19 protein-coding genes are annotated in these 21,132 nt (G+C 67.0%); 10 read left to right on the top strand and 9 right to left on the bottom strand.

The window, feature by feature from the left end:
• Positions 1–21: 21 nt before the first annotated feature.
• Positions 22–1,068 (bottom strand): DUF808 domain-containing protein, encoded by a 1,047-nt coding sequence (locus tag AC5RUO_RS00540; RefSeq protein ID WP_494009729.1) that lies wholly within the window; start codon positions 1,066–1,068, stop codon positions 22–24.
• 195 nt (positions 1,069–1,263) lie between these two features.
• Here AC5RUO_RS00540 and AC5RUO_RS00535 point away from each other — a divergent pair, with 195 nt between their 5' ends.
• Positions 1,264–2,271: a family 43 glycosylhydrolase gene (locus AC5RUO_RS00535; protein WP_494102496.1), complete on the top strand. Its 1,008-nt coding sequence runs from the start codon at positions 1,264–1,266 to the stop codon at positions 2,269–2,271.
• 115 nt (positions 2,272–2,386) lie between these two features.
• Here the strand turns inward: AC5RUO_RS00535 and AC5RUO_RS00530 are convergent, their stop codons facing one another.
• On the bottom strand, positions 2,387–3,676 hold the full coding sequence (locus AC5RUO_RS00530) for an ammonium transporter (RefSeq protein ID WP_494009731.1): 1,290 nt from the start codon (positions 3,674–3,676) through the stop codon (positions 2,387–2,389).
• Positions 3,677–3,965: 289 nt separating this feature from the next.
• Between AC5RUO_RS00530 and AC5RUO_RS00525 the strand changes: the two genes are divergently transcribed.
• The 4 genes from AC5RUO_RS00525 (at position 3,966) to AC5RUO_RS00510 (ending at position 8,728) form a co-directional block, all read left to right on the top strand.
• Positions 3,966–4,964 carry a LacI family DNA-binding transcriptional regulator gene (locus AC5RUO_RS00525; protein WP_494009732.1) on the top strand — a complete coding sequence of 333 codons (999 nt, stop codon included), beginning with the start codon at positions 3,966–3,968 and terminating at the stop codon, positions 4,962–4,964.
• Between the two features lie 137 nt (positions 4,965–5,101).
• On the top strand, positions 5,102–6,235 hold the full coding sequence (locus AC5RUO_RS00520; RefSeq protein WP_494009733.1) for a Gfo/Idh/MocA family protein: 1,134 nt from the start codon (positions 5,102–5,104) through the stop codon (positions 6,233–6,235).
• Positions 6,235–6,984 carry a ThuA domain-containing protein gene (locus AC5RUO_RS00515; RefSeq protein ID WP_494102495.1) on the top strand — a complete coding sequence of 250 codons (750 nt, stop codon included), beginning with the start codon at positions 6,235–6,237 and terminating at the stop codon, positions 6,982–6,984. The genes AC5RUO_RS00520 and AC5RUO_RS00515 overlap by 1 nt, the downstream gene beginning before the upstream one ends.
• A 58-nt stretch (positions 6,985–7,042) precedes the next feature.
• Positions 7,043–8,728: an alkaline phosphatase D family protein gene (locus tag AC5RUO_RS00510; protein WP_494102494.1), complete on the top strand. Its 1,686-nt coding sequence runs from the start codon at positions 7,043–7,045 to the stop codon at positions 8,726–8,728.
• On the opposite strand, the gene AC5RUO_RS00505 is transcribed toward AC5RUO_RS00510, so the two are convergent.
• Positions 8,725–9,144 (bottom strand): hypothetical protein, encoded by a 420-nt coding sequence (locus AC5RUO_RS00505; RefSeq protein WP_494102493.1) that lies wholly within the window; start codon positions 9,142–9,144, stop codon positions 8,725–8,727. The two genes, AC5RUO_RS00510 and AC5RUO_RS00505, sit on opposite strands and share 4 nt — an antisense overlap.
• A complete protein-coding gene (locus AC5RUO_RS00500) occupies positions 9,128–11,068 on the bottom strand; it encodes a primary-amine oxidase (protein WP_494102492.1) in 1,941 nt (646 codons plus the stop codon). The genes AC5RUO_RS00505 and AC5RUO_RS00500 overlap by 17 nt, the downstream gene beginning before the upstream one ends.
• Positions 11,069–11,191: 123 nt before the next feature.
• Between AC5RUO_RS00500 and AC5RUO_RS00495 the strand changes: the two genes are divergently transcribed.
• The 3 genes from AC5RUO_RS00495 (at position 11,192) to AC5RUO_RS00485 (ending at position 13,976) form a co-directional block, all read left to right on the top strand.
• Complete coding sequence (locus AC5RUO_RS00495) at positions 11,192–11,782, top strand: TetR/AcrR family transcriptional regulator (RefSeq protein WP_494009737.1); 591 nt, start codon at positions 11,192–11,194, stop codon at positions 11,780–11,782.
• Positions 11,779–12,885 carry an alanine racemase gene (locus AC5RUO_RS00490; protein WP_494102491.1) on the top strand — a complete coding sequence of 369 codons (1,107 nt, stop codon included), beginning with the start codon at positions 11,779–11,781 and terminating at the stop codon, positions 12,883–12,885. Before AC5RUO_RS00495 ends, AC5RUO_RS00490 begins: the two co-directional genes overlap by 4 nt.
• Positions 12,886–13,016: 131 nt before the next feature.
• Positions 13,017–13,976, top strand: coding sequence for an AraC-like ligand-binding domain-containing protein (locus tag AC5RUO_RS00485; protein ID WP_494102490.1), 960 nt, complete (start codon positions 13,017–13,019; stop codon positions 13,974–13,976).
• Positions 13,977–13,991: 15 nt separating this feature from the next.
• Here AC5RUO_RS00485 and gdhA read toward each other — a convergent pair whose 3' ends face one another.
• Complete coding sequence (gene gdhA, locus AC5RUO_RS00480) at positions 13,992–15,329, bottom strand: NADP-specific glutamate dehydrogenase (protein ID WP_494102489.1); 1,338 nt, start codon at positions 15,327–15,329, stop codon at positions 13,992–13,994.
• Positions 15,330–15,520: 191 nt separating this feature from the next.
• Here gdhA and AC5RUO_RS00475 point away from each other — a divergent pair, with 191 nt between their 5' ends.
• Complete coding sequence (locus AC5RUO_RS00475) at positions 15,521–16,153, top strand: AmiS/UreI family transporter (RefSeq protein WP_494102488.1); 633 nt, start codon at positions 15,521–15,523, stop codon at positions 16,151–16,153.
• Here AC5RUO_RS00475 and AC5RUO_RS00470 read toward each other — a convergent pair.
• The 3 genes from AC5RUO_RS00470 to AC5RUO_RS00460 all read right to left on the bottom strand — a co-directional run bounded on the left by AC5RUO_RS00470 (position 16,150) and on the right by AC5RUO_RS00460 (position 19,398).
• Complete coding sequence (locus AC5RUO_RS00470; protein WP_494102487.1) at positions 16,150–17,625, bottom strand: APC family permease; 1,476 nt, start codon at positions 17,623–17,625, stop codon at positions 16,150–16,152. The genes AC5RUO_RS00475 and AC5RUO_RS00470 overlap by 4 nt on opposite strands.
• Positions 17,626–17,716: 91 nt before the next feature.
• On the bottom strand, positions 17,717–19,045 hold the full coding sequence (locus AC5RUO_RS00465) for a flavin monoamine oxidase family protein (protein ID WP_494102486.1): 1,329 nt from the start codon (positions 19,043–19,045) through the stop codon (positions 17,717–17,719).
• A gap of 8 nt (positions 19,046–19,053) precedes the next feature.
• Positions 19,054–19,398, bottom strand: a complete 345-nt coding sequence (locus AC5RUO_RS00460) for a cupin domain-containing protein (RefSeq protein WP_494102485.1) — start codon at positions 19,396–19,398, stop codon at positions 19,054–19,056.
• Between the two features lie 155 nt (positions 19,399–19,553).
• Between AC5RUO_RS00460 and AC5RUO_RS00455 the strand changes: the two genes are divergently transcribed.
• Positions 19,554–20,159, top strand: a complete 606-nt coding sequence (locus tag AC5RUO_RS00455) for a TetR/AcrR family transcriptional regulator (RefSeq protein ID WP_494102484.1) — start codon at positions 19,554–19,556, stop codon at positions 20,157–20,159.
• A gap of 75 nt (positions 20,160–20,234) precedes the next feature.
• On the opposite strand, the gene purU is transcribed toward AC5RUO_RS00455, so the two are convergent.
• Positions 20,235–21,131 (bottom strand): formyltetrahydrofolate deformylase, encoded by an 897-nt coding sequence (gene purU / locus AC5RUO_RS00450; RefSeq protein ID WP_494102483.1) that lies wholly within the window; start codon positions 21,129–21,131, stop codon positions 20,235–20,237.
• Between the last annotated feature and the right edge of the window lies 1 nt (position 21,132).

Here is a 21,132-nt window from a genome sequence, read left to right as displayed (position 1 = left end):
CTCTGCGCTGCGGCCTACTGGCTAATGGGCGGCATCGCCTTCCCGTTGAGCGGGCTCGCCGTCCCGTTTCGTTGGCCGGTATCCGGCGAGTTCGGCGCGGATGTCGCCTTCCTCGTGCCCGCCCTTGTTCTTGCCAATCGGCAGCGCCTTCAGCAGCGGGTGCACAACAGCCATGACGAGCAGGCCCCAGGCCAACCCGAGCACTGCCGAGCAGAGCGTGTTCACGAGCCAGGCGAGGAGGCCGCCCACCACTGCAATCCCGGCAAAGGGTTTCTCAAGGACATGGACCAGGTCATACGGCGCGTGCCAGCCAAGATCGTAGGCTCCCTGCAGCATGATGTGGCCGCCGACCCAGAGCATGGCGATGGTTCCGATGAAAGTGATCGCCGCCAGCACGGCGGGCATCCCCTTGACGAGCATTTCGCCAAAGCGCTTGGACCCTGCTGAGTCCTTGGTGGCCAGGTGGAGGCCGATATCGTCCATCTTCACGATGAGGGCAACCGCGCCGTAAACAAGGACCGTGATGACGAGGGCCACAACTACCAGGATGAGCGCCCGGGTCCATATTGATTCAGCGGCCACCTCGTTCATCGAGATGACCATGATTTCGCAGGACAGGATGAAGTCCGTGGTGATGGCGCCCTTGACCACCTTGGCCTCGGCACCCGGTCCGCGGTCAACCGCCGGAGAGTCCTCTTCCGCGGCGTGGTGGCCGCGGATCTTGTGCCAGACCTTTTCGGCCCCCTCGTAGCAAAGGTAGGTGCCGCCCAGCATCAGGATGAACGGGATGGCCCACGGGGCGAAGGCGCTGATGAGCAGCAGGGCCGGCAGGATGACCAGGAGCTTGTTCCGGAGCGAGCCCCAGAAGATCTTCTTGATCATCGGGAGTTCGCGCGACGGGTCCCTGCCGGAGACATACTGCGGCGTGACGGCGGCGTCGTCGATGACGACGCCGGCGGCCTTGGCTCCTGCCTTGGCGGCGCCGGCCGCGACGTCGTCCACCGAGGCGGCAGCTATCCGGGCCAGGGCTGCGACGTCATCCAGCAGGGCAACGAGACCGCCGCTCACAGTTCGCTCCCGCGCTTCCCGACGGCGGACTGCTGAGCGTGGATGCTTCGGTTGAGGCTCGTTATTGGCATGTTCGGAGTATACGTCCAGCGCATGACGGTAAAGGGATCCGAACAAGAACGAGGCAGCCAATGTTCACGCCGCTCATTGCCCTTTATGCTGGATCACAACCAAAACTACAACGTTGGAGGAATTGTGCCGGCTGCACCTGCCACCGACGAGGCCATCGCCACCATGGCTCCCCTGCGCCCCGACGCCTTCACAGTTCCCTACCGCGACCCCGTATGGGACGGCCCCACTGACCCCATCCTGGTGGCCGACCACCTCAGGGGCGAGTGGGTCCTCTTTTACACGCAGCGCCGGGCCACGAAAGCGGGCCTGACCGGCGTCGAATGGGTGCACGGTACGGGTATCGGCGTCGCACGGTCCTCGGATGGTGGTGCCACCTGGACCTACCAGGGCACCGTGGACGGGCTCACGCCGCCGGGAACTGAACAGCCCGCAACCCCCTGGGCACCCGACGTCGTCCGTATCGGCGGCCAGTGGATCATGTACCTCACCGTCCTGCCCGGAGTGAGGACTGACCGGACAGGGCAGGCGGGCATCGTGCAGTTCGCCAGCAAGGACCTGGAGCACTGGGAATACCTTGGTGCCGTTGACCTGGACTCCCCGCGGGCCATCGATGCGGCCGTAGCACGTTGCGGGGACGGCCGCTACCGGCTCTGGTACAAGGACGAAACCCGCGACTGCAACACCTACAGCGCGGTCACTGACACGCCGGAGGACCCGGCATCGTGGGTTCTGGAAGGAGTCGCGATTTCCGGGCGCCCCCACGAAGGGCCCAAGGTGTTCCGGCTGGCCGGGGCGTACTGGATGATCGTGGACGAATGGCGGGGCCAGGCCGTCTACCGCTCTTTAGATGCCGCGGGCGACTGGACCCGGCAGGAGCACCTGGACGGCCTCATCCTCACCGCGCCTGAAACGGCAGGCAACCCGCCCGTCGTCGGACGCCATGCGGACGTGGTGCCCCTTCCCGCCGGCGGGGACGGCGGGGAGCGGGCCCTGCTGGTGTATTTCACGCATCCGCACTGGGGCGGGGAGGACATCGGCAGCATGGAAGCGGACCCCCGCACGCGCCTGAGCCACATCCGGGCGGCCGTCCTGGAAGTTTGTGACGGCGTCGTGGTATGCACCGAACACTGAAGGCAGCACGCACGACAGCGGGCCAAACCCTGGAACTATAAGCCAGCTGCTGCCGGCACCGGTCCAGGGCTTGGCCCCTGCCTGATTCGTGGGCGGGCCCAAGGCCCTGATGAAGCTAGCCGCGGTGCGGTGAGCCCAGCTCCACCGGGTCCTCGTCCGTCAGGTACGCCAGTTCGGAGTGGGCCGCGAGGTCGATGCCGCGCATCTCGTCCTCCGGCTTGATGCGCAGGCCAACGGTCTTGTCCAGGATCTTTGCCAGGATCCAGGTGATGCCGAAGGAGTACGCCAGGACCGTGACCGTTGCCAGCGACTGCACGCCCAGGAGGTCCAGGCCGCCGCCGTAGAAGAGCCCGTTGACGGCGTTCGGGGCGGCGTCGGTGGCGAAGAGGCCGATCAGCAGGGTGCCGAGGATGCCGCCCACCAGGTGGACACCAACGACGTCGAGCGAGTCGTCGAAGCCGAGCCGGAACTTCAGCTCGATCGCAAGCGAGCAAACGGCGCCGGCGATCAGGCCGATGGCAATCGCGCCCAGCGGGCTGACCGAGCCGCAGGCGGGCGTGATGGCGACCAGTGCCGAGACCAGGCCGGATGCAGCGCCCATGCTGGTGGCGGTTCCGTTGCGGAGCCGCTCAACGAGGGCCCACGCGAGGAGGCCGGCGGACGCTGCCACGGCGGTGTTCAGGAAAACCACCGACGCCGACTGGCCGGCAGACAGTGCCGACCCGGCGTTGAAGCCGAACCAGCCCACCCACAGCAGGCCGGCGCCAACCAGGACCAGAGGCCGGCTGTGCGGCTTGGTGTGTTCCATCTTGGGCCAGCCCGAGCTCTTGCCCAGGACCAGTGCCAGGGCGAGGGCGGCGGCGCCGGCGTTCATGTGCACAGCCGTGCCGCCTGCGAAATCGATGGCCTTGATGCCGCTGGCAATCCAGCCGCCAGTCACGCTGCCGTCCGCGGAGGAGAAGGCGAAGACCCAGTGCGCAATGGGGAAGTAGACGATGGTGGCCCAGATGCCGGCGAAGAGCATCCAGGCGCCGAACTTCATGCGTCCTGCCGCCGCGCCGGCCACCAGGGCCGTGGTGACGCAGGCGAAGAAGAGCTGGAACGCGGCGAACAGGATGGCCGGGATGGACGCCCCCTCGTTCGCGGCCAGCAGCTGCCCCATGCCCGGGAACTCGGTGACGTCACCGATCAGCCCCAGGCCGCCCACGGAGTTCCCGAAGGCCAGCGAGTATCCGAACAGCGCCCACAGGACGGCGACCAGGCTGGCGCCGCCAAAGCACATCATCATCATGTTGAGGATGCGGCGCGACCCCACCATGCCCCCGTAGAACAGGGCCAGGGCGGGGATCATCATGCAGACCAGCGCTGCGCTGGCCAGAATCCAAGCGACATTTCCCGAATCCATTGGGAAACCCCTTTCGTGATGCGAGGAGAGAACGGAAATCGCCTGTCAGAGCCACTCCGGAGGAGGGACGCGGAGTCAGTACCACGTTCATCGGAGGGCGGCTATTGCCGTCTGGTTCCAACTGTATGGCGGGGGTTTTGAGCTGGGTTTCGGGTGTGTTAAATGATGGTTTCAGTCATCCACACCCGGGTTTCAGGGGCTGCGCCACAGCTGCGCTTCCCTGGCGCGGCTAAGCTGGAAAAACCCGGGCAACTTGGCAAACCCTGCCGGCGGAAGGACAGAGACGGACATGGCGAGAGCGACAGTGCAGGACGTCGCCCGGACGGCGGGAGTGTCCGTAGGGACAGTCTCACGGGTCCTGAATGGCAGCCCTGCCGTGAGCGTAGCGAGCAGGGAAAAGGTGGCAGGAGCCATCCGCCAGCTCAACTACCGGCCGCTCGCCTCCGCGCGCGACCTGCGGCGCGACCGGACGATGCGCATCCTGGCGCTCGCCAAGACCCTCGACTCACCCATCATCAGCGAGGCCTTCCGCGGAGTGGGTGACGCAGCAGCATTGTCCGGTTATGTCAGCCTCATCGCGCCGACATCGGGCGACCCGGAGCGGGAGCAGCAGCTCGTGGACATGCTCCGCAACGGCTCCGTTGACGGGCTGCTGCTGTTCTCCCCGACCATGCCGGACGACGACGTGGAGGCTTTGGCCGCCCAGCTCAGTGTGGTGCAGCTGTGCGAAGTGGGGGACGCGGAGGCAGCGTTCGGCGTGTCCATCGATGACCGCCAAGCCGCCTTCGACATCACCCGGCACCTGATCGCAACCGGCAACCGGAGGCTTGCAATGATCGGCAACCGGGCCGCCCGCTCAGGCAGGCTGCGTGAGGAAGGGTTCCGCAGTGCTGCAGCAGAAGCAGGCCTGCCGCCCGCTCACACGCTCTTCACCGACAGCGGGTTCGACTTCCATGCCGGGCGCCGCCTCACCAGGGAACTGCTAACCCTGGACCCGCTGCCGGACGCCGTCTTTTGCGGCAGCGACACCGTGGCCGCCGGCTGCGTCCGGGAAATTACTGATGCCGGCCTGAACGTGCCCGGCGATATTGCCGTGGCGGGTTTCGACGATTCGATCCAGGCGGAGATGTGCGTGCCGGAGCTGACCACCATCAGGCAGCCGGCGTACGACATGGGCCGGCTTGCCTTTGAGGCACTTTTCGACCGCATGACCGGACCGGGCGAACCCCGCCGCGGGCGCACCTTCCTTCCCCATGAGCTGGTGGTGCGGGAATCCACGGCCCGATAAAAAGGGTTGACAGTAGAGAGCACGCACTGAAAGAATTTTGGAATCGATTCCAAGGCTATCCAAATGCACTCGGAGCCCCCTTGTGGAATCGATTCCACTCTGAACCGTGAAAGTCCCGATCCAAAGGAAGCACACCCTTGAACAACAAGCAGCCCGTCGGCCAGCAGGCAGCCACGCCGGCCGCAGCACCTGTTCCAGAACTGAGGGTCGGCGTCGTCGGCATCGGCTGGGCCGGGCAGCAGCACCTGAAGGCCTACGATGCGCTTCCAGGCGTACGCATTGTGTCGCTGGCCGGCATGGAACAGGACCTCCGCGAGTCACTCCAGGCCGAGTACGGCATTCCGCACGGGTTTGCGGACTGGCAGGAGATGCTGGACCACGGTGGGCTGGACGCCATCAGCGTGGCAGTGCCCACCTTCCTGCACGCACCCATCGCCGTTGCTGCACTTGAACGGGGCCTGCACGTCCTGAGCGAAAAGCCCATCGCGCGCAACGCCGCCGAGGGCCAGGCCATGGTGGATGCCGCCCGCAAAGCCGGTCGGGTCCTGGACGTCGCCTTCAACCACCGCCGCCGCGGCGACATCCAGGCGCTCAAGCAGGTCATCGACGACGGCGGCCTCGGCCGCCCTTACTACGCGAAGGCATCGTGGCTGCGCCGTTCCGGCATCCCCACGCTGGGCAGCTGGTTCACCAACCCCGAACTCGCCGGCGGCGGGCCCCTGGCCGATATCGGCGTCCACGCCCTGGACTACGCCCTGCACCTGCTGGGCGAACCCAAAGTATTGGCAGTGTCCGCCGCCACCCACTCCGAGCTGGGCCCGCAGGGGCGGGGTGGCGGAAGCGCCTACTCAGCCCTGGCTTCAAGCCACGCCTTCGAGGTGGAGGACTTCGCGTCCGCCTTCCTCCGGCTTGAGGGCGGCGGAACGCTCCTCATCGAGGCCAGCTGGGCGACGTACCGGGAAACCGACGACCTGCTGGACTTCACCGTCTACGGGACCGACGGCGGCGCCGAGCTCAAGGTGCAGGGCGCACCCTTCCCGCCCGTCGGCCAGCTCCGCGTGTTCACCGACAAGGACGGGGAGTCCGCGGATTATGTGCCGCCGGTCCTCCCGGGCCGGGCACACGATGCGGTGGTTGAGGATTTCGTGACAGCAGTCCGTGGCGGCGCCGAGGCCTGGCGGGGGCATGACGGCTCGCTGGCCCTCTACCGGGCACACATCATCGACGCGTGCTACCAGTCGGCGCGCGAGCAAAGGGAGGTTCGTCTCTAGTGGGTGAAAAACTGAGGATCCTGGTCTGGAACGAAGGTGTCCACGAGGCCAACAACGAGCCGGCCCATATCGGGGAGATCTACCCGGACGGCATCCACGGCGCCATCGCAGCAGGCCTGCGCTCCTTTTACCGGGAGTCAGAGATCACGACGGCGGTCCTCGCCACCGACGACCAGCACGGGCTCAGCGAGGAGGTGCTTGCCGAAACGGACGTCCTCCTCTGGTGGGGCCACATCGCCCATGACCAGGTGGGCGACGCCGTCGTCGAGCGCGTCCAGCGCCACGTTCTGGGCGGGATGGGGCTGATCGTGCTCCATTCGGGGCACTTCGCAAAGATCTTCACCCGGCTGCTGGGCACCAGCTGCTCGCTGGCGTGGCGGAACGAAGGCGAACGCGAGCTCGTGTGGACAGTGAAGCCGTCGCATCCCATCGCCGAGGGCGTGGACAGCCCCATCGTGATCCCGGAACAGGAGATGTACGGCGAGCTGTTCGATATTCCCGACCCCGACGACCTGATCTTCATCAGCTCGTTCGCCGGCGGCGAGGTGTTCCGTTCCGGCGTCACGTTCACCCGCGGCAAGGGACGCATCTTCTACTTCAGCCCTGGCGACCAGGAATACCCGGTGTACCACCACCCGCAGATCCAGCGTGTCCTGGCGAACGGCGTCCAATGGGCTGCCCAGCCCGGACTGGACCGCTCGGCACCCGCCGTGACCAATCCCGCGCGGGACTGGTTCGCGGAGCGCTAGAAGACAAGTTGCGGGTTTCCCCATAGCCGCCCCGCGCCCCAGCGGGTACAACTGAGAGATGACTTCCTCAGCGCTGGTGCTTGGTCCCATGATGCGGTTCGTGGATGAGACGACGGCGAGCGTCTGGGTGGAAACCCGCGACTCTTCCCAGGTATCCGTGCAGGCCGGCGGCAGGGAATGGACGGCTTCAACCTTTGCCGTGCACGGGCACCATTACGCCCTGGTTGACGTGGATGGACTTGAGCCTGGAACGGTAACGCCGTACACGGTGGAGATCAACGGACGCCATGTATGGCCGGAGCAGGAGCCGGGTTTCCCGCCGCCGGTGATCGCCACGCTCAAGCCGGGCAAGCCGCTGCGGCTGGCGTTCGGTTCCTGCCGGACCAGCGTCCCCCATGATGCCTCCGGCAACCGCAGTCATGGCGTGGACGCCCTGCGCGCGTACGCCATGGACCGGAGCTCGAACGGAAAGGAACCCTGGCCCGATCTGGTGGCATTCCTCGGAGACCAGGTCTACGCCGATTCCACCAGCGACCAGATGCAGGAGTTCATCAAAGCGCGGCGGGACATTAAGGAGCCTCCCGGCGAGGAGCTCAAGGACTACGAGGAGTACGCCCACCTCTACTACCTGGCCTGGTCCGACCCGGCCAACAGGTGGCTGCTGTCCACCCTGCCCAGCGCCATGATCTTTGACGACCATGACATCCGGGACGACTGGAACGCGTCGCGGAGCTGGCGGGAGGAAATGCAGACCGCCAGCTGGTGGCGTGGGCGAATCGTAGCCGGGCTGGCGTCCTACTGGGTCTACCAGCACCTCGGGAACCTTTCGCCGCAGGAGCGCGCTGCGGATCGCCTCTGGCAGAAAGTTGCCGCTCACAGCGGCAGCGGGGAATTGGACCTCAGCACCGAGCTGGACACCTTTGCGGAGCAGGCAGACCAAAACCCGGAGGCTTACCGGTGGAGTTCTTGCCGCGACTTCGGTGATACCCGCCTGATCGTGGTGGATTCCCGTGCCGCTCGGAACCTGGCACCGGACCGCCGCGCCCTGCTGGATGACGCAGAGACCGCCTGGCTGGACGACCGGATGCAGGGCGGCTTCCGGCACCTGCTGGTGGCCACGTCCCTGCCGTTCCTGCTGCCGATGGGCCTGCATCACCTCGAATCCTGGGACGAGGCCGTTTCGGAGGGCGCGTGGGGGAAACGCGCGGCCCGCGCCGCCGAGAAGCTGCGCCAGGCCTTCGATTTGGAGCATTGGGCAGCCTTCCAAAAGAGCTTCCGGCAAGTGGCGGCGATGGCCATGGAGGTGGCAGACGGCCGGCGCGGCCCGGCACCGGAAACGGTGACCTTCCTTTCCGGCGACGTGCACTTTTCCTACGTCTCTGAAGTGGAGCGGAGCGAAGGCAGCAGGATCATCCAGGCGGTCTGCTCCCCCATCCGCAACCCGCTGCCCCGGCTGCTGCGGTCCTTCGGCGCTGTCATGTCCTACGGCCTGGCCGCCCCCGTGGGCGCCGCCATTGCCCGCTCGGCTAAAGTCCAAGCGCCGCCGTTCCAGTGGTCCGGCATCAAGGGCCCGTGGTTCGACAACAACCTGGCCTGCCTCGAGGTGGTGCCCGGGGGGCTGAAGCTATGGTGGCAGAAAGGCGTGGTGGACGGCGGGGACAACCTTCACCCCCGGCTGGAACGCGTGGCGGAGATTACCGTCGCTTCCCGCCACGCCGGGGAGCCTGCCAGGGAACGGGGTTAGGTCCCGCCTGACGCCTGCCGCCGCAGCCGTGCCACGAGCGTGGCGGCGAGCATCGCCGTCGTTAGTTCCAGTCCGATAACCAGCAGCAGTCGGCTACTGCTGGTCACTTCAAAAGCGGACGACGGCGCTCCCCCGCCGTGGGCGTGCCCCGCACCTCCCGCGCCCAGCAGCAGGACCGCGTGCAGGCCGGCCATCACCACGGCGGCGGCAGCCACCCGGTGGAGTGCCCCCACTCTTCCGTGGCGCCAGATGTGGACGGTGCAGGGGACGCAGACGGCGGCGAGCGCCACCATCAGGAGTCCGAGCCAGATGCCGTGCCCGCCGGAGGTGGCCACCCACAGATGCACCAGGCAGGACGCCGCAGTGACCAGCGCGCACAGCCGGGAATGAAGTCCCGGGCTAGTGGCAGGAGCCACCGCTGGTACCTTCGCTGTGGCACGCCGACGCCGCGTTGACGTTGGCGGGCACGTCCAGGACCGGGCTGCGGTCGAAGAACCCTTCGGGGCGGAGCTTGAAGCCCACGGTGTCCACGGGCATGATGGGCCAGTCCTCCACCCGCGGGAAGTGAGTCAGGCCGAAGGTATGCCAGACCACGATGTCCTGGCCGTCGATATCCCGGTCCTGGGCCACGTACCCGGGCAAGCCGGCGCCGCCGGCGTGCTGATTGACGAAGTCGCCCGTGGGGTACCGCTCCTCCTCGGCGTAGCGGGTGACCCAGAGGTCCTTGGTGGCGAATGCGGCGCGGCGGGCAATGGAGGATTCGGGGTGGGCGAGCAGGGTGGGCTGGTTGTGGGAGTGGAGCTTGTAGCCCACCGGCTCGCCCAAGCGGTTGCGGGACTCGGGGTTGGAGATGATCCAGGTCCGGCCAGTCCGGGCGTCGGCCTCACGGACCCCTTCGGATTCGCGGGTCAGCACGGTCCGTTTGCGGGAGAAGGCGTTGCCTCGCTCGTTGCCCGGGCCCATCGCCTGCCGGACCACGTCTTCTTCCTCCACCCGGTTGGTGAACCCGTCGATGGCCATGTCCAGCCGCGCGCTGAACAGGTGCTGGTGGAACGGGGCGCCCAGGCCGGGGGCCAGCTGGGAGATGTTGTCCGAGCCTCCCTCCGGGAACGCGGAGGTGAAGACGACGCCGGTTGCCTTGGCCTCGAACTCGATGGTGCCGTCCAGGTAGAGGTACCAGTAGAAGCCGTAGTCGTAGTTGCCAATGGTGGTGAAGAAGGAGATCACCAGGCGGCGGTTGCGCCGGGTGTAATTGACGCCGCTCCACAGGTCACTGTGCTTGGACAGGATGCCCCAGTCCTCCTCGTGCATGCAGATGCCGTTCCGAATCTCGCGCGGGTTGCCGAAGGCGTCGCTGATGACCGGGCTGAGGTAGGTGATGTCGCCCAGGCAGTCGCAGCCCAGCTCCAGGGAGTTGGCGTACTGGCCCACCAGGTATTCGCCGGTGTCGAAGTAGTTCTGCCAGGACCGGATGGGCGACGGATCGCCGTACGGGACCACCATTTCGGCGATGGAGGCCCGGTTGATGATCGGCCGCAGCCGGTCGCCGTCCCGGAACGCCAGGTTGTGCAGGACAACGCCCTCGCGGACATCGAAGCCCACGTCCACGCTCCACTTTTCCCACTCCACGTGGTTGCCGCCGGTGACGGTAAAGCTGGGGCCTTCGGGCTGGGTGATGTTGATGGGTTTCTGGGTGGTGCGGAGCGGGCCGGTCAGTTCCGGATCGGTGTAGTTGCCGTGCTCCGCGGGGATGGGCATGGCGCCGAGGTCGATCACCTGCGTGACCTCCTTGTTCACCACGTCCACGTAGGCCACCAGGCCGTCCACGGGATGTGCCCACGCGCTGTCCTCGGGGAAGTCCTGGACGAACGCCAGGCCCCGCAGGATCCGCCGGCCCTTCTCCTCGGCATATTCAAAGACGCCCGCCGAAAGCGGCGCCACACGCACTTTTTCAACATCCAGGCCCCGGTCCTCCAAAGCCTTAAGCCAGCGTGTGTCGGCGGCAAGGAGGGACTCCACCAGCTCGAATTCCTCCTCAAGGACCGGCAGTTCGCCGGTTGCCGCGGTATCGAGTTCGACGGCGGACAGCACCTTTTGCTGCGTGACCGAGACGATGATGTCGCGCGGCGCCGCGCCGGAGACATCGTGGACAAAGACCCGGAAGCGGCGGTCCGCCTCCTCGGGTGCCGCGCCACGCGGCGGCTCCAGGAGGCCCAGGTAGGCGATCCGGTGCTGTGGTTCCAACTGGCCTGCTGCCTGCAGGATAGAACGTACTGCAAGGATTTCCGGCGCCGTTGCCAGGCTGAAGGGGGATGCAGTGTGGGTTGGTGCAAGAGTCATGGTGAAACCTTTGTCCGGGCCGCAGCCGGCCGCTGGTGGTTTATTTTCTATAGTTGTAGAGAATAAACGTCCGTAACATGGCTCACAAGAGTCTGAGCGAAATATTTCCCGGGAGTGCCAGCGGTGCCGAAGATAGTTGACCACGACGAGCGCCGGCTGGAGCTCGTTGACGCCACGTGGCGGATCATCGCCCGGCAGGGCCTCGAGGGGGCCACCATGCGCGAGATCGCCATGGAGGCCGGGTTCGCCAATGGCGCCCTCAAGCCCTACTTCCCCACCAAGGACACCCTCCTGGAATTCGCCTTCGGCCACGTCTTCAACCGGACCAACCAGCGGATCGCCGAGGTGACTGCGGGCAAGAACGGCATTGCAGCGCTGCGGGCCTTCTGCCTGGAGGTACTGCCCCTGGACGAGGAGCGCGTCAACGAAGCGCGGATCGTGATCCCGTTCTGGCAGAAGGCCGTCAATGACGCCCAGAAAGCGCAGATCCACCAGCAGTCCATGGCCGCGTGGCTGGACACCATCCAGCGATTCCTGGCAGAGGCGCGCGAAGCCGGCGACGTCCGTGCCGCCGTCGACGATTCCATCCTGGCCGGCCAGCTCCTCAACATGCTGCTCGGCGCCCAGATCGAGGCGGCGCTTGCCCCGGAAGGCGGGGCCGACTTTGGCCACGCCGCCCAGCTTGACGGCTACCTCGCCCTGGTCGGCGCATGATTGCGGAGACCATCCCCGCGGACATCGAGACGCCGGGCATCTTGGTCGACCTGGACATCCTTGACCGGAACATTGCCCGCATGGCGGATACCGTCCGGGCCAAGGGACTCATCCTTCGGCCCCATGCCAAGACGCACAAGATCCCGGAGATTGCCGCCCGGCAACTTGCCGGGGGCGCCACGGGGCTGACGGTGGCCACCATCGGCGAGGCGGAAGTCTTCGCCGATGCCGGCGTGGACGACCTTTTCATCGCCTACCCTTTGTGGCTGTCCGACCGGAAGGCCGGACGGCTCCGTGACCTCGCCGGAAGGGCGGAACTTACCGTGGGTGTGGACTCCGCGGAAGGTGCCGCCCGGCTTGGCCAGGGACTGGGGCCGGCGGCGGGAAACGTCAGGGTGCTGGTGGAGGTGGACAGCGGCCATCACCGCAGCGGCGTACGCCCGCAGTCTGCAACGGAGGTTGCCCGGGCAGCATCCGACGCCGGGCTGGACGTTGCGGGCGTGTTCACTTTTCCCGGCCACAGCTACGCTCCGGGCATGCCGGCCGAGGCGGCGGCGCAGGAGCAGGAGGCACTGCAGCTCGCGGCGGAGGCCCTGGCGGCAAGCGGGTTCACGGCAAGGGTGCGCAGCGGAGGATCCACACCCACTGCGCTGCTCACCGGAAATTCCGCCGCCACGGAGGTCCGTCCGGGCGTCTACGTTTTCGGCGACGCCCAGCAGCTTGAGCTGGGCCGCTGCGCCCCGGAGGATATTGCGCTCACGGTGGCAGCCACCGTGGTGAGCCATCATGCGGTGGAACCGGGCATGACGCCCCGCTTTATCGTCGACGCCGGCAGCAAGATCCTCGGCAGTGACAAGCCCTCCTGGGCCACCGGTTACGGGCGGCTGCTTGATCATCCGGAGGCGAGGATCACGGCCCTTTCGGAGCACCACGCCATCGTGGAGTGGTGCAGCCCGGAAGAACCGCCGGCGCTGGGCGGACGGCTACGCGTCATCCCCAACCACGTATGCCTGGCCATGAACCTGGTGGACGATGTCGCCGTCGTCAGCAACGGAAGCCTGGTAGAGCGCTGGCGCGTGGCCGCCCGCGGCAGGAACACCTAGCCCCTCCGCGGGGAGGTCTTTTTTCGCCAACTGTTGAAAAAAGATTGGCGCGGCATTAACCTGAGTGGACTGTGTTCTGTGACACAGTTCGGGGGAAGTCAGATGGCCGTCCGTCGTCGTCAGGATCATCCATGCCAGCACATAGCCCGTCCCGGTCCGCCGGGCAGCAGCTCACGTCCCGCACCGCCACATCCTTCGACCACTGGAAGCACCTGGTGGCCGAGTCCTTCGTGCCTCTGGCCGCCAGCACCGCGGACGTGGACGGCTTCCGCGGACAGATGCGCTCCCGCGTGCTGGACCGCATGTCCATCGTGGAAGTCACTGCCACGTCGCACGAGGTGCACCGCACGCCGGCGCTGATTGCCCGGGCCGGCGAGCGCTACTTCAAGCTCAACCTCCAGCTGGAGGGCAGCGGCCTGCTGATCCAGGACAACCGCGAGGCAGTCCTCCAGCCGGGCGACCTTGCCATCTACGACACCAACCGCCCCTACACCCTCACCTTTGAAGAGCAGGCACGGATTATGGTGGTGATGTTCCCCTGCGACGCCCTGTCCCTGCCGCCGGACTACGTGGGGCAGCTCGCCGCCGTCCGCATGGACGCCACCGGCCTCAGCGGCATCGTGGGGCAATTCATCCGCCAGCTCTCGGAGAACCTGGAGGTCCTGAACGGTCCCAGCGGCTCCCGCCTGGCAACCAACGCCCTGGACCTGGTCTCCACCATGCTGCACGCCGAGATGGACATGACCCCGGACCGGATGAAACCGCAAGCGCTCCTGGCTGTATCCATCCGGGAATACATCGAGGCCAACTTATCGGATCCTACGCTGTCACCCGCCAGCATTGCCGCGGCGCACTTTATCTCCACCAGGCACCTGCACAACGTTTTCCACGAATCCGGCATCACAGTGGCCAACTGGATCCGAAGCCAGCGGCTGGACGGGGCACGCCGTGACCTGCGGGACCCCCTGCACGCGGGACAGCCGGTGGGCGCCATCGCCGCCCGGTGGGGAATCCTTGATGCCGCGCACTTCAGCCGGACCTTCCGGGATGCGTTCGGCGTCTCCCCCAGCGACTGGCGGCGCGGCGGCTAGGCTACACCGCGTCCGCTAGATCAGGCCTTGCGCCAGCATGGCCTCGGCCACTTTGACGAACCCGCCAATGTTGGCGCCCAGGACATAGTTGCCCGGCTCGCCGTACTCGTCGGCGGTGGCAGCGCACCGGTGGTGGATTCCCACCATGATGTCCGTCAGCCGTTCCTCCGTGTGCTCGAACGACCATGAGTCACGGCTGGCGTTCTGCTGCATCTCCAGCGCCGAGGTGGCCACACCGCCGGCGTTGGCGGCCTTGCCGGGGCCAAAGAGCACCCCTGCCTCCTGGAAGACTGCCACGGCGTCCCGGGTGGACGGCATGTTGGCCCCTTCACCCACCGCGAGGAGGCCGCCCCGCACCAGCCTCGCGGCAGCACCGCCGTCGAGCTCGTTTTGCGTGGCGCATGGCAGTGCCACGGTGGCATCGACGTCCCACACTGAACCGCCGTCAACATAGGAGACGCCGGGACGGCGGACGGCGTAGTCCTTGAGCCGGCCGCGTTCCACTTCCTTGACCTCGCGCAGGAGCCCGACGTCGATCCCCGCCTCGTCCACGATGTAGCCGGAGGAGTCGGAGCAGGCCACCACGGTGGCACCCAGGTACTCCGCCTTGGCGATGGCGTTGATGGCCACGTTGCCGGAGCCGGACACCACCACGCGCTGCCCGTCGAACGAGGTGCCGCGGGTCTTCAGCATTTCCTGCGTGAAGATCACGGTGCCGAAGCCCGTGGCCTCCGGGCGGACCAGCGAGCCGCCCCAGGAGATCCCCTTGCCGGTCAGCACGCCGGATTCATACCGGTTGGTAATGCGCTTGTACTGGCCAAAGAGGTAGCCGATTTCGCGCCCGCCCACGCCGATGTCGCCTGCCGGGACGTCCGTGTACTCGCCAATGTGCCGGTACAGCTCGGTCATGAAGGACTGGCAGAACCGCATCACCTCGGCGTCACTGCGGCCGCGCGGGTCAAAGTCGGACCCGCCCTTGCCGCCGCCGATCGGCATCCCGGTGAGGGCGTTCTTGAAGATCTGCTCGAAGCCCAGGAACTTGACGATGCCCAGGTAGACGGTCGGGTGGAACCGCAGCCCGCCCTTGTAGGGACCCAGCGCCGAGTTGAACTCCACCCGGAAGCCCCGGTTGATTTGCACCCGCCCCGCGTCATCGGTCCACGGCACGCGGAAGATGATCTGGCGCTCGGGTTCGCAGAGGCGCTCCAGGATGGCGGCGTCGAGGAATTCAGGGTGCCGGTCATGGACCGGGCCGAGGCTTTCAAAGACCTCCACCACCGCCTGGTGGAATTCCGCCTCGCCGGGATTCCGCGCCAGGACGGTGTCCCGAATGGCCTCCAGCCGTGCATCCATGAACTGCTTCCTTGCCTGTTCCGCGGCGCACCGTTCCGGCGCGCACAAAAGTTGATACTTCAACTTATACGATTATGACCGGCGGCCTGTAGCCAGCGGCGCGGATTCCAGCCTAATATCCGGAATGTGACATTCCAATTCCGTCTTGTGAAAGAATTCCGGACTCGTACGAACCGCCGGGGGGCCTTCTGATGGCCGACATCTGCCTGCTGCTCTCCGGGGCAGCACTCCTGATCAACGGCCTGGGAACATTGGGGTTCCTTCCCCGCCGGGACGCCGGGGCCTTCAGCCTCCTGGTGGGCTGCACCCAATTGGCGCTCGGCATCGCCTGCCTGGCGGTAGGCGGCACCGCGCCGCTGACCGTCGCGGGGATGTTCCTGTTCGGCACCACCTACGCCTACGTGGGCCTGGATGTCCTGCTGGGCCTTGGATCCAAGGGCGTCGGCTGGTTCTGCGGCATGGTGGCCGCCGTCGGACTGGTCCTCGCCGCAGCATGGCTGGGCACCGACCCGCTGCTGGCTGTCCTGTGGCTGTGCTGGTCCGTGCTCTGGGGCCTGCTTTTTGCCTCCGCGGCCTTGGGCGTCACGCGGCTGGATCCGCTGGCCGGCTGGAGCCTGGTGTTGTCCAGCCAGGTCACGGCAACGGTTCCGGCCCTCCTGGGCCTGGCCGGGCTGTGGCCTGCCGGGGGCGGCGTGGCGGGCGCTGCGGCGGTGCTGCTCGCCGGGGTCTTCGTGCTGGCACGCAGGCTGGCCCGCCGGGGAGCTGCTGCTCCCCCGCGGGCCAGTGAAAAGCTGGCTCCCGGTCCTGCCGGGCAGGCGTCCTAGAGGCGGCTGCTTCCCAGGTTCGCGGCTGCCTGCCGGCGCTGCACCTGCCCCTCCACCAAAACGCCGGCCACGTAGATGGCAGGGACTGCCACCAGCAGGGCCACCGCGGTTTCGGTGCTGCCGCCGATCAGCGCGGTGAAGTTGCTGACCACCAGGAACAGGATCCACGCCAGCAGGAGGGCGGCGAGCGCCGGAGCCACCAGGGTCTGCCACGGCTGGCCTGTGATGCGCTCCCGGCAGAAGAACCCGACGACGGCCACCGAGCAGAGGATGTACAGCACCAGCAGTGCCGCAACTGCCAGCCCGCTGAACCAGGAGAAGAGGCTCAGCACGGGGTCGAGGCCCAGGAGGGCGAAGGGGGCAACGAGCACGACGGCGGCGCCGGTCTGGATCCACGCTGCCACGGCCGGGGCGCGGTGCCGGTTGGTCCTGGCCACGGCTGCAGGCATGGAGCCGTTCAAAGCCAGGGAGTGGAGGTACCGGTTGATGCCGTTGTGGAAGGCGATGATGCCGGCCAGCAGCGACGTGACCAGCAGGACGCTGGTCACCACCCCGGCCCACGGGCCGAAGAGTTCCACCATGGGCCCCAGGACGAAGACGGTGGCGTCCCCCGATTCCAGTGCCGCCCCGGCAGCATCCATCACCTGGGAGGGGCCGTAGTAGCTGACCAGCATCCAGGAGATGAACGAGAAGAAGACCGCGATGACGCCCACGGAAAGATAGGTGGCACGGGCAACGGTGCGGTGCGGATCCTTGGCTTCCGCCGAATAGATCGCCGTGGATTCGAAGCCGAACATGGACGCCACGGCAAACATGATGGCCACGCCGGGAGCTCCGGCGCCGATTGCCGCCGGCGAGAAGGACGCCGCAAGCTCAAGACCCTCCGGTCCCCCGCCGCGGAACAGCACGGTGAAGCCGAACAGCAGCAGCACCGCGACCTCCAGGCCCACCAGCAGGGCCAGGAGCCGGGCACCGAGTTCGATGTTCAGCGAGCCCAGCACCTGCACGCCCGCCATGGTGGCCAGGGCCAGCAGCCACCACGGCACCTCGAGTCCCATGGAGGCCAGCAGCCCGGAGAACACGGCCCCGTAAAGCCCGTACATCGCGGCCTGGACGGTGTTGTAGGCCAGCAGCGCCAGCCAGGCGGCACCGGCCCCGGTCCGCCTGCCGAACGCGGCGGTGATGTAGGCATAGAAGGCGCCGTTGGCCTGGATCCTGCGGCTCATGGCCACGAAGCCCACCGCGAAGATGACGATCACGATGCCCACGATGAGGTAGGCGCCCGGGGCGCCGGCACCGTTGCCGAACGCTGCGGCGAGCGGCGAGGCGCCCACGATGCCCGTCAGGGGCGCCTGCGCCGAGAGGACGAAGAAAAGGATGCCCAGCACGCCGATGCTGCCGGCGCGGAGGGCAGTGGAATGCTCCTTGGCCGGAACGTCAGTGGTCCGGTACTCGGAATTGGAAATACTCATTGGATCCCTCTTAGCGGTCATGAGGAGTTGGGGGAATGGCTATGGAATTCAGCTTCGCAAAGGACGTCAACAGCGCTTTGTCCTGCAGCGATCACTTGTTGTCGGTCAGCGCAGCGCCGCGCGGACCGGCCAGCAGGAAAGCGGCCTGGAGCGCGGCCTCCATGCCGCTTTCGATGGCGCCGTCAATGAAGCCGCCCCACCCGTTGGCGATGTCCGAGCCGGCGAAGAGCACATTGCCGTGCGGTGCCTGCAGCGCAGCCAGGGAGGTGGCGAGGAAGCCGGTGCGGTGCATGGGCCAGGTCTCGCCCGCGAGCGGGTCAGCCACCCAGTCGTGCGTCGCGACGTCGACGACCTCGAGTCCGGGGACCAGGCGTTCCAACTGCGCCTGGACGGACGCCGGGTGGCCGGCGTCGATCCTGGCGGCGTCGGGACCGAAGCCGACGGCGATTGTGTCGCCGTCGAGCGCGTACTCCACCTGGAAGAAATTCAGCGGCCAGTCTGCGTTCCCCAGTGCCACAAAGGGCGGGTGTTCACCCCGCAGCCGGATCCAGACCTTGACGCCCTTCGAGACCTGGCCACGGGCGGCGCCGTCCGCCTTGGCGGCCGGCAGCGGCGGCTCGAATGCCACCGCGTGCATGGCGTGCAGGTGGACGGTGACGACGGCGGCTTTGGCACCGATGGTGCGGCCGTCAGCACTCCGGACGGTGACGCAAGTGCCGCCGTCGGTGATGCCCGCCACCTGGAAGCCGTAGCGGATGGACGCGCCGGAGTCCTGCAGGATCGCTTCGGCGAGGGCAGCAGTGCCGCCGTCGATCTTGTAGGTGGCACAGGCCTCGAAGTTGACGGCCCAGTCGCCGTTGGTGAGCGCAACCCAGCGCAGGGCCTGGGTGAGTGCGGCGTCCTCCAGCGGACCGTTGAAGTTCAAAGTCCAGAAGGATTCCAGGATGTCCCGGGCGGAGCCGGGCGGGAACTGCTCCCGGATCCGGTCCAGGACGGATACGTCGTCGATCTCTTTGAACGAGTCCTGCCCCAAGGGCTGGAAAGGTTGGGGGAAGTAGGTCCGGGCGTCCTTGACGAAGTGGCTGTTGTGGCGGCCAATCAACTCCAGCAAGGTGGCGGGTGAACCTTCGTGGCGGCCGCCGTCGGCCCACCAATAGGCTCGCTGGGGCTCAGGACTGGGCATTGTGCCGATCCAGTAGCGCTTCAATTCGGCCCAGACGTACGGCTGCGTCCAGTGCACCCAGGTGCCGCCGATCTCCAGGTCGCGGCCAAGGCGGCTGTCCAGCCAGGTCCTGCCGCCAATGCGGTCCCGGGCTTCCACGATGTGCACGGCGAAGCCCTGCCGGGTGAGTTCCCGCGCCGCCGTGAGTCCTGCGAAGCCGGCACCCACCACAATGACGTCCACGTTTGCGTGCTCCATGGCCGTTCCTACGAGTAGACGAAGAATTCGACGGTGGGCGCCAGCACGGACCAGCGGGTCCTGGCGCCCTTGTTGAAGGAGGCTGAACTTCCGGCGGTGAGGTCGTAGGCCTCGCCGCCCTCCACCTCGATCCGCAGGTGCCCCTCGATGATGTGGATGGTTTCGTCGGCTTCCATCGCGAGGTCGAAGGGTTCCGGCGCTTCGACCGGATTGACGTGCCAGTACCCGCAGGCGAGGGTGGGGCGTTCCCCCTCGCCAAAACGGCGCACCCACTGGACCCGGCCCAGTTCGAAGGGCTCGTTCTTGGCGGGATCCAGGGTAGATGAGGTGGTGAAGGCAGGTGACAGTGACATGGTTGCTCCGCAAATGATGGGCGGGCTCGCCGCCGGAAGAGTGGAAAAGGCGGTGCGCTTGTGACCGGCATCACCGCTGGAGCAATCTAAGCAATTGCTTAGTTTTAAGTCAACCGCCCCACTGGGCTACGGAAGAGCTCGCTAGAATCGACGGCATGGCCTCTTCACCCTCCCGCGCTGCCGCTTCCTCCAGATACGGCACCGGACGCGAGGCCCTACTCCGCGCAGCGGTGCACGTGGTGGCGCACAAGGGCCTCCGGGGCATGACGTACCGGGCGGTGGCGGAGGAGGCAGGGGTCAACAACAGCCTGGTGGCCCACCACTTCGGATCCCGGGACGCGCTGATCGCGGCGGCCCTGGGATGGGCTTCGGAGCAGTCCATTGCCGCCTCCCGTTTGCAGGAGGCGGCGCAGCAGGAGGACACCCTCACGGAAGCCCTGATGGGGCTGCTGCTCGCGGAACCCGAACTGCAGGTTTTCCAGTACGAAATGATCCTGGAGGCGCGGCGGCGCCCTGAACTGGCGGGGCCGGTATCCGAGCTCTATGAGAGCTACGTCAGCGCCCTCGCGGAGGGGCTGGAAGCGTTCGGGGTGGGCGGACCGGTGCGGGTGGTGGCCAGGGCGCTTTTCGCGGCCCTGGATGGCCTGGTCCTCCAGTTCCTGGCCGGCGTGGACCGGGAAGAGATCGCAGCCGCCCTGGAGGAAGTGCACCAAGTGATCATCCTCCGCCGGGACGGGCCGGCAGGGAACGCCGGTTCTTAACGCAGCATGCCCCTGTCGGGCGCCAGTTGGCGCCCGACAGGGGCATGAACAGTTGTTGCGGCCGGGACCGTCCGGCTAGCGGAGCACCACGGTCCGGTTGCCCCGCAGGATGACACGCCCTTCGCAGTGCCAGCGGACAGCGTTGGACAGGGCCTTGCATTCGGTGTCGCGGCCGGCGGCCACCAGGTCCTCGGGACCGTAGGTGTGGTCCACGTCCACCACCTGCTGGGAGATGATGGGTCCCTCGTCCAGCTCGGCGTTGACGTAATGGGCGGTGGCGCCCACGGTCTTGACCCCGCGCGCGTAGGCCTGGTGGTACGGCTTGGCCCCCTTGAAGCTGGGCAGGAACGAGTGGTGGATGTTGATGGCCCTGCCGTCCAGCTTGCGGGTCAGGTCGTCGCTGAGGACCTGCATGTAGCGGGCCAGCACCACCAGCTCCACGTCCAGTCCGTCCACCAGCTCCATCAGCCGGGCTTCGGCCTCGGGCTTGGTGTCGGCCGTGACCGGGATGTGGTGGAAGGGGATGCCGTGCCACTCCACCAGTGCCTGGTGGTCCCGGTGGTTGGACACCACGGCCACCACGTCCACCGGCAGCTCGCCGATCCGTGCCCGGAACAGCAGGTCGTTCAGGCAGTGGCCGAACTTGGACACCATGATCAGCACCCTGCGCTTGGAGCCTTGGCGTTCCAACTGCCACCGCATGCCAAACTTTTCGGCCACGGGGGCAAACGAGTCCCGCAGGACCTGCAGCGTGGAGTCGTCCCCCTCGGAGACGAAATGCACGCGCATGAAGAAGTGGCCCTCGGACCGCTCCCCGAACTGGTTGTTGTCGATGATGTCGCAGCCGTGTTCCAGCAGGAAGCCGGAGACGGCGTGGACGATGCCCGGCCCTTCGGGGCAGTCAAGGGTGAGGACATGCTCCACGCTGGTGGGCGCCATCGGGGCGGGGACGGAGGTTTCAGTAGCAGTCATG

This window comes from Arthrobacter sp. Y3221087, assembly GCF_059089905.1.
Note: the sequence above shows the minus strand (reverse complement) of the source record. Positions and strands in the feature narration are given on the sequence as shown.

Coding starts and splice junctions, on each gene's coding strand:
- AC5RUO_RS00485 (WP_494102490.1), top strand. CDS start 13,017: ATGCCAGCACATAGCCCGTCCCGGTCCGCCGGGCAGCAGCTCACGTCC.
- AC5RUO_RS00460 (WP_494102485.1), bottom strand. CDS start 19,398: ATGTCACTGTCACCTGCCTTCACCACCTCATCTACCCTGGATCCCGCC.
- AC5RUO_RS00470 (WP_494102487.1), bottom strand. CDS start 17,625: ATGAGTATTTCCAATTCCGAGTACCGGACCACTGACGTTCCGGCCAAG.
- AC5RUO_RS00525 (WP_494009732.1), top strand. CDS start 3,966: ATGGCGAGAGCGACAGTGCAGGACGTCGCCCGGACGGCGGGAGTGTCC.
- purU (WP_494102483.1), bottom strand. CDS start 21,131: ATGACTGCTACTGAAACCTCCGTCCCCGCCCCGATGGCGCCCACCAGC.
- AC5RUO_RS00490 (WP_494102491.1), top strand. CDS start 11,779: ATGATTGCGGAGACCATCCCCGCGGACATCGAGACGCCGGGCATCTTG.
- gdhA (WP_494102489.1), bottom strand. CDS start 15,329: ATGGATGCACGGCTGGAGGCCATTCGGGACACCGTCCTGGCGCGGAAT.
- AC5RUO_RS00500 (WP_494102492.1), bottom strand. CDS start 11,068: ATGACTCTTGCACCAACCCACACTGCATCCCCCTTCAGCCTGGCAACG.
- AC5RUO_RS00530 (WP_494009731.1), bottom strand. CDS start 3,676: ATGGATTCGGGAAATGTCGCTTGGATTCTGGCCAGCGCAGCGCTGGTC.
- AC5RUO_RS00465 (WP_494102486.1), bottom strand. CDS start 19,045: ATGGAGCACGCAAACGTGGACGTCATTGTGGTGGGTGCCGGCTTCGCA.
- AC5RUO_RS00455 (WP_494102484.1), top strand. CDS start 19,554: ATGGCCTCTTCACCCTCCCGCGCTGCCGCTTCCTCCAGATACGGCACC.
- AC5RUO_RS00475 (WP_494102488.1), top strand. CDS start 15,521: ATGGCCGACATCTGCCTGCTGCTCTCCGGGGCAGCACTCCTGATCAAC.
- AC5RUO_RS00510 (WP_494102494.1), top strand. CDS start 7,043: ATGACTTCCTCAGCGCTGGTGCTTGGTCCCATGATGCGGTTCGTGGAT.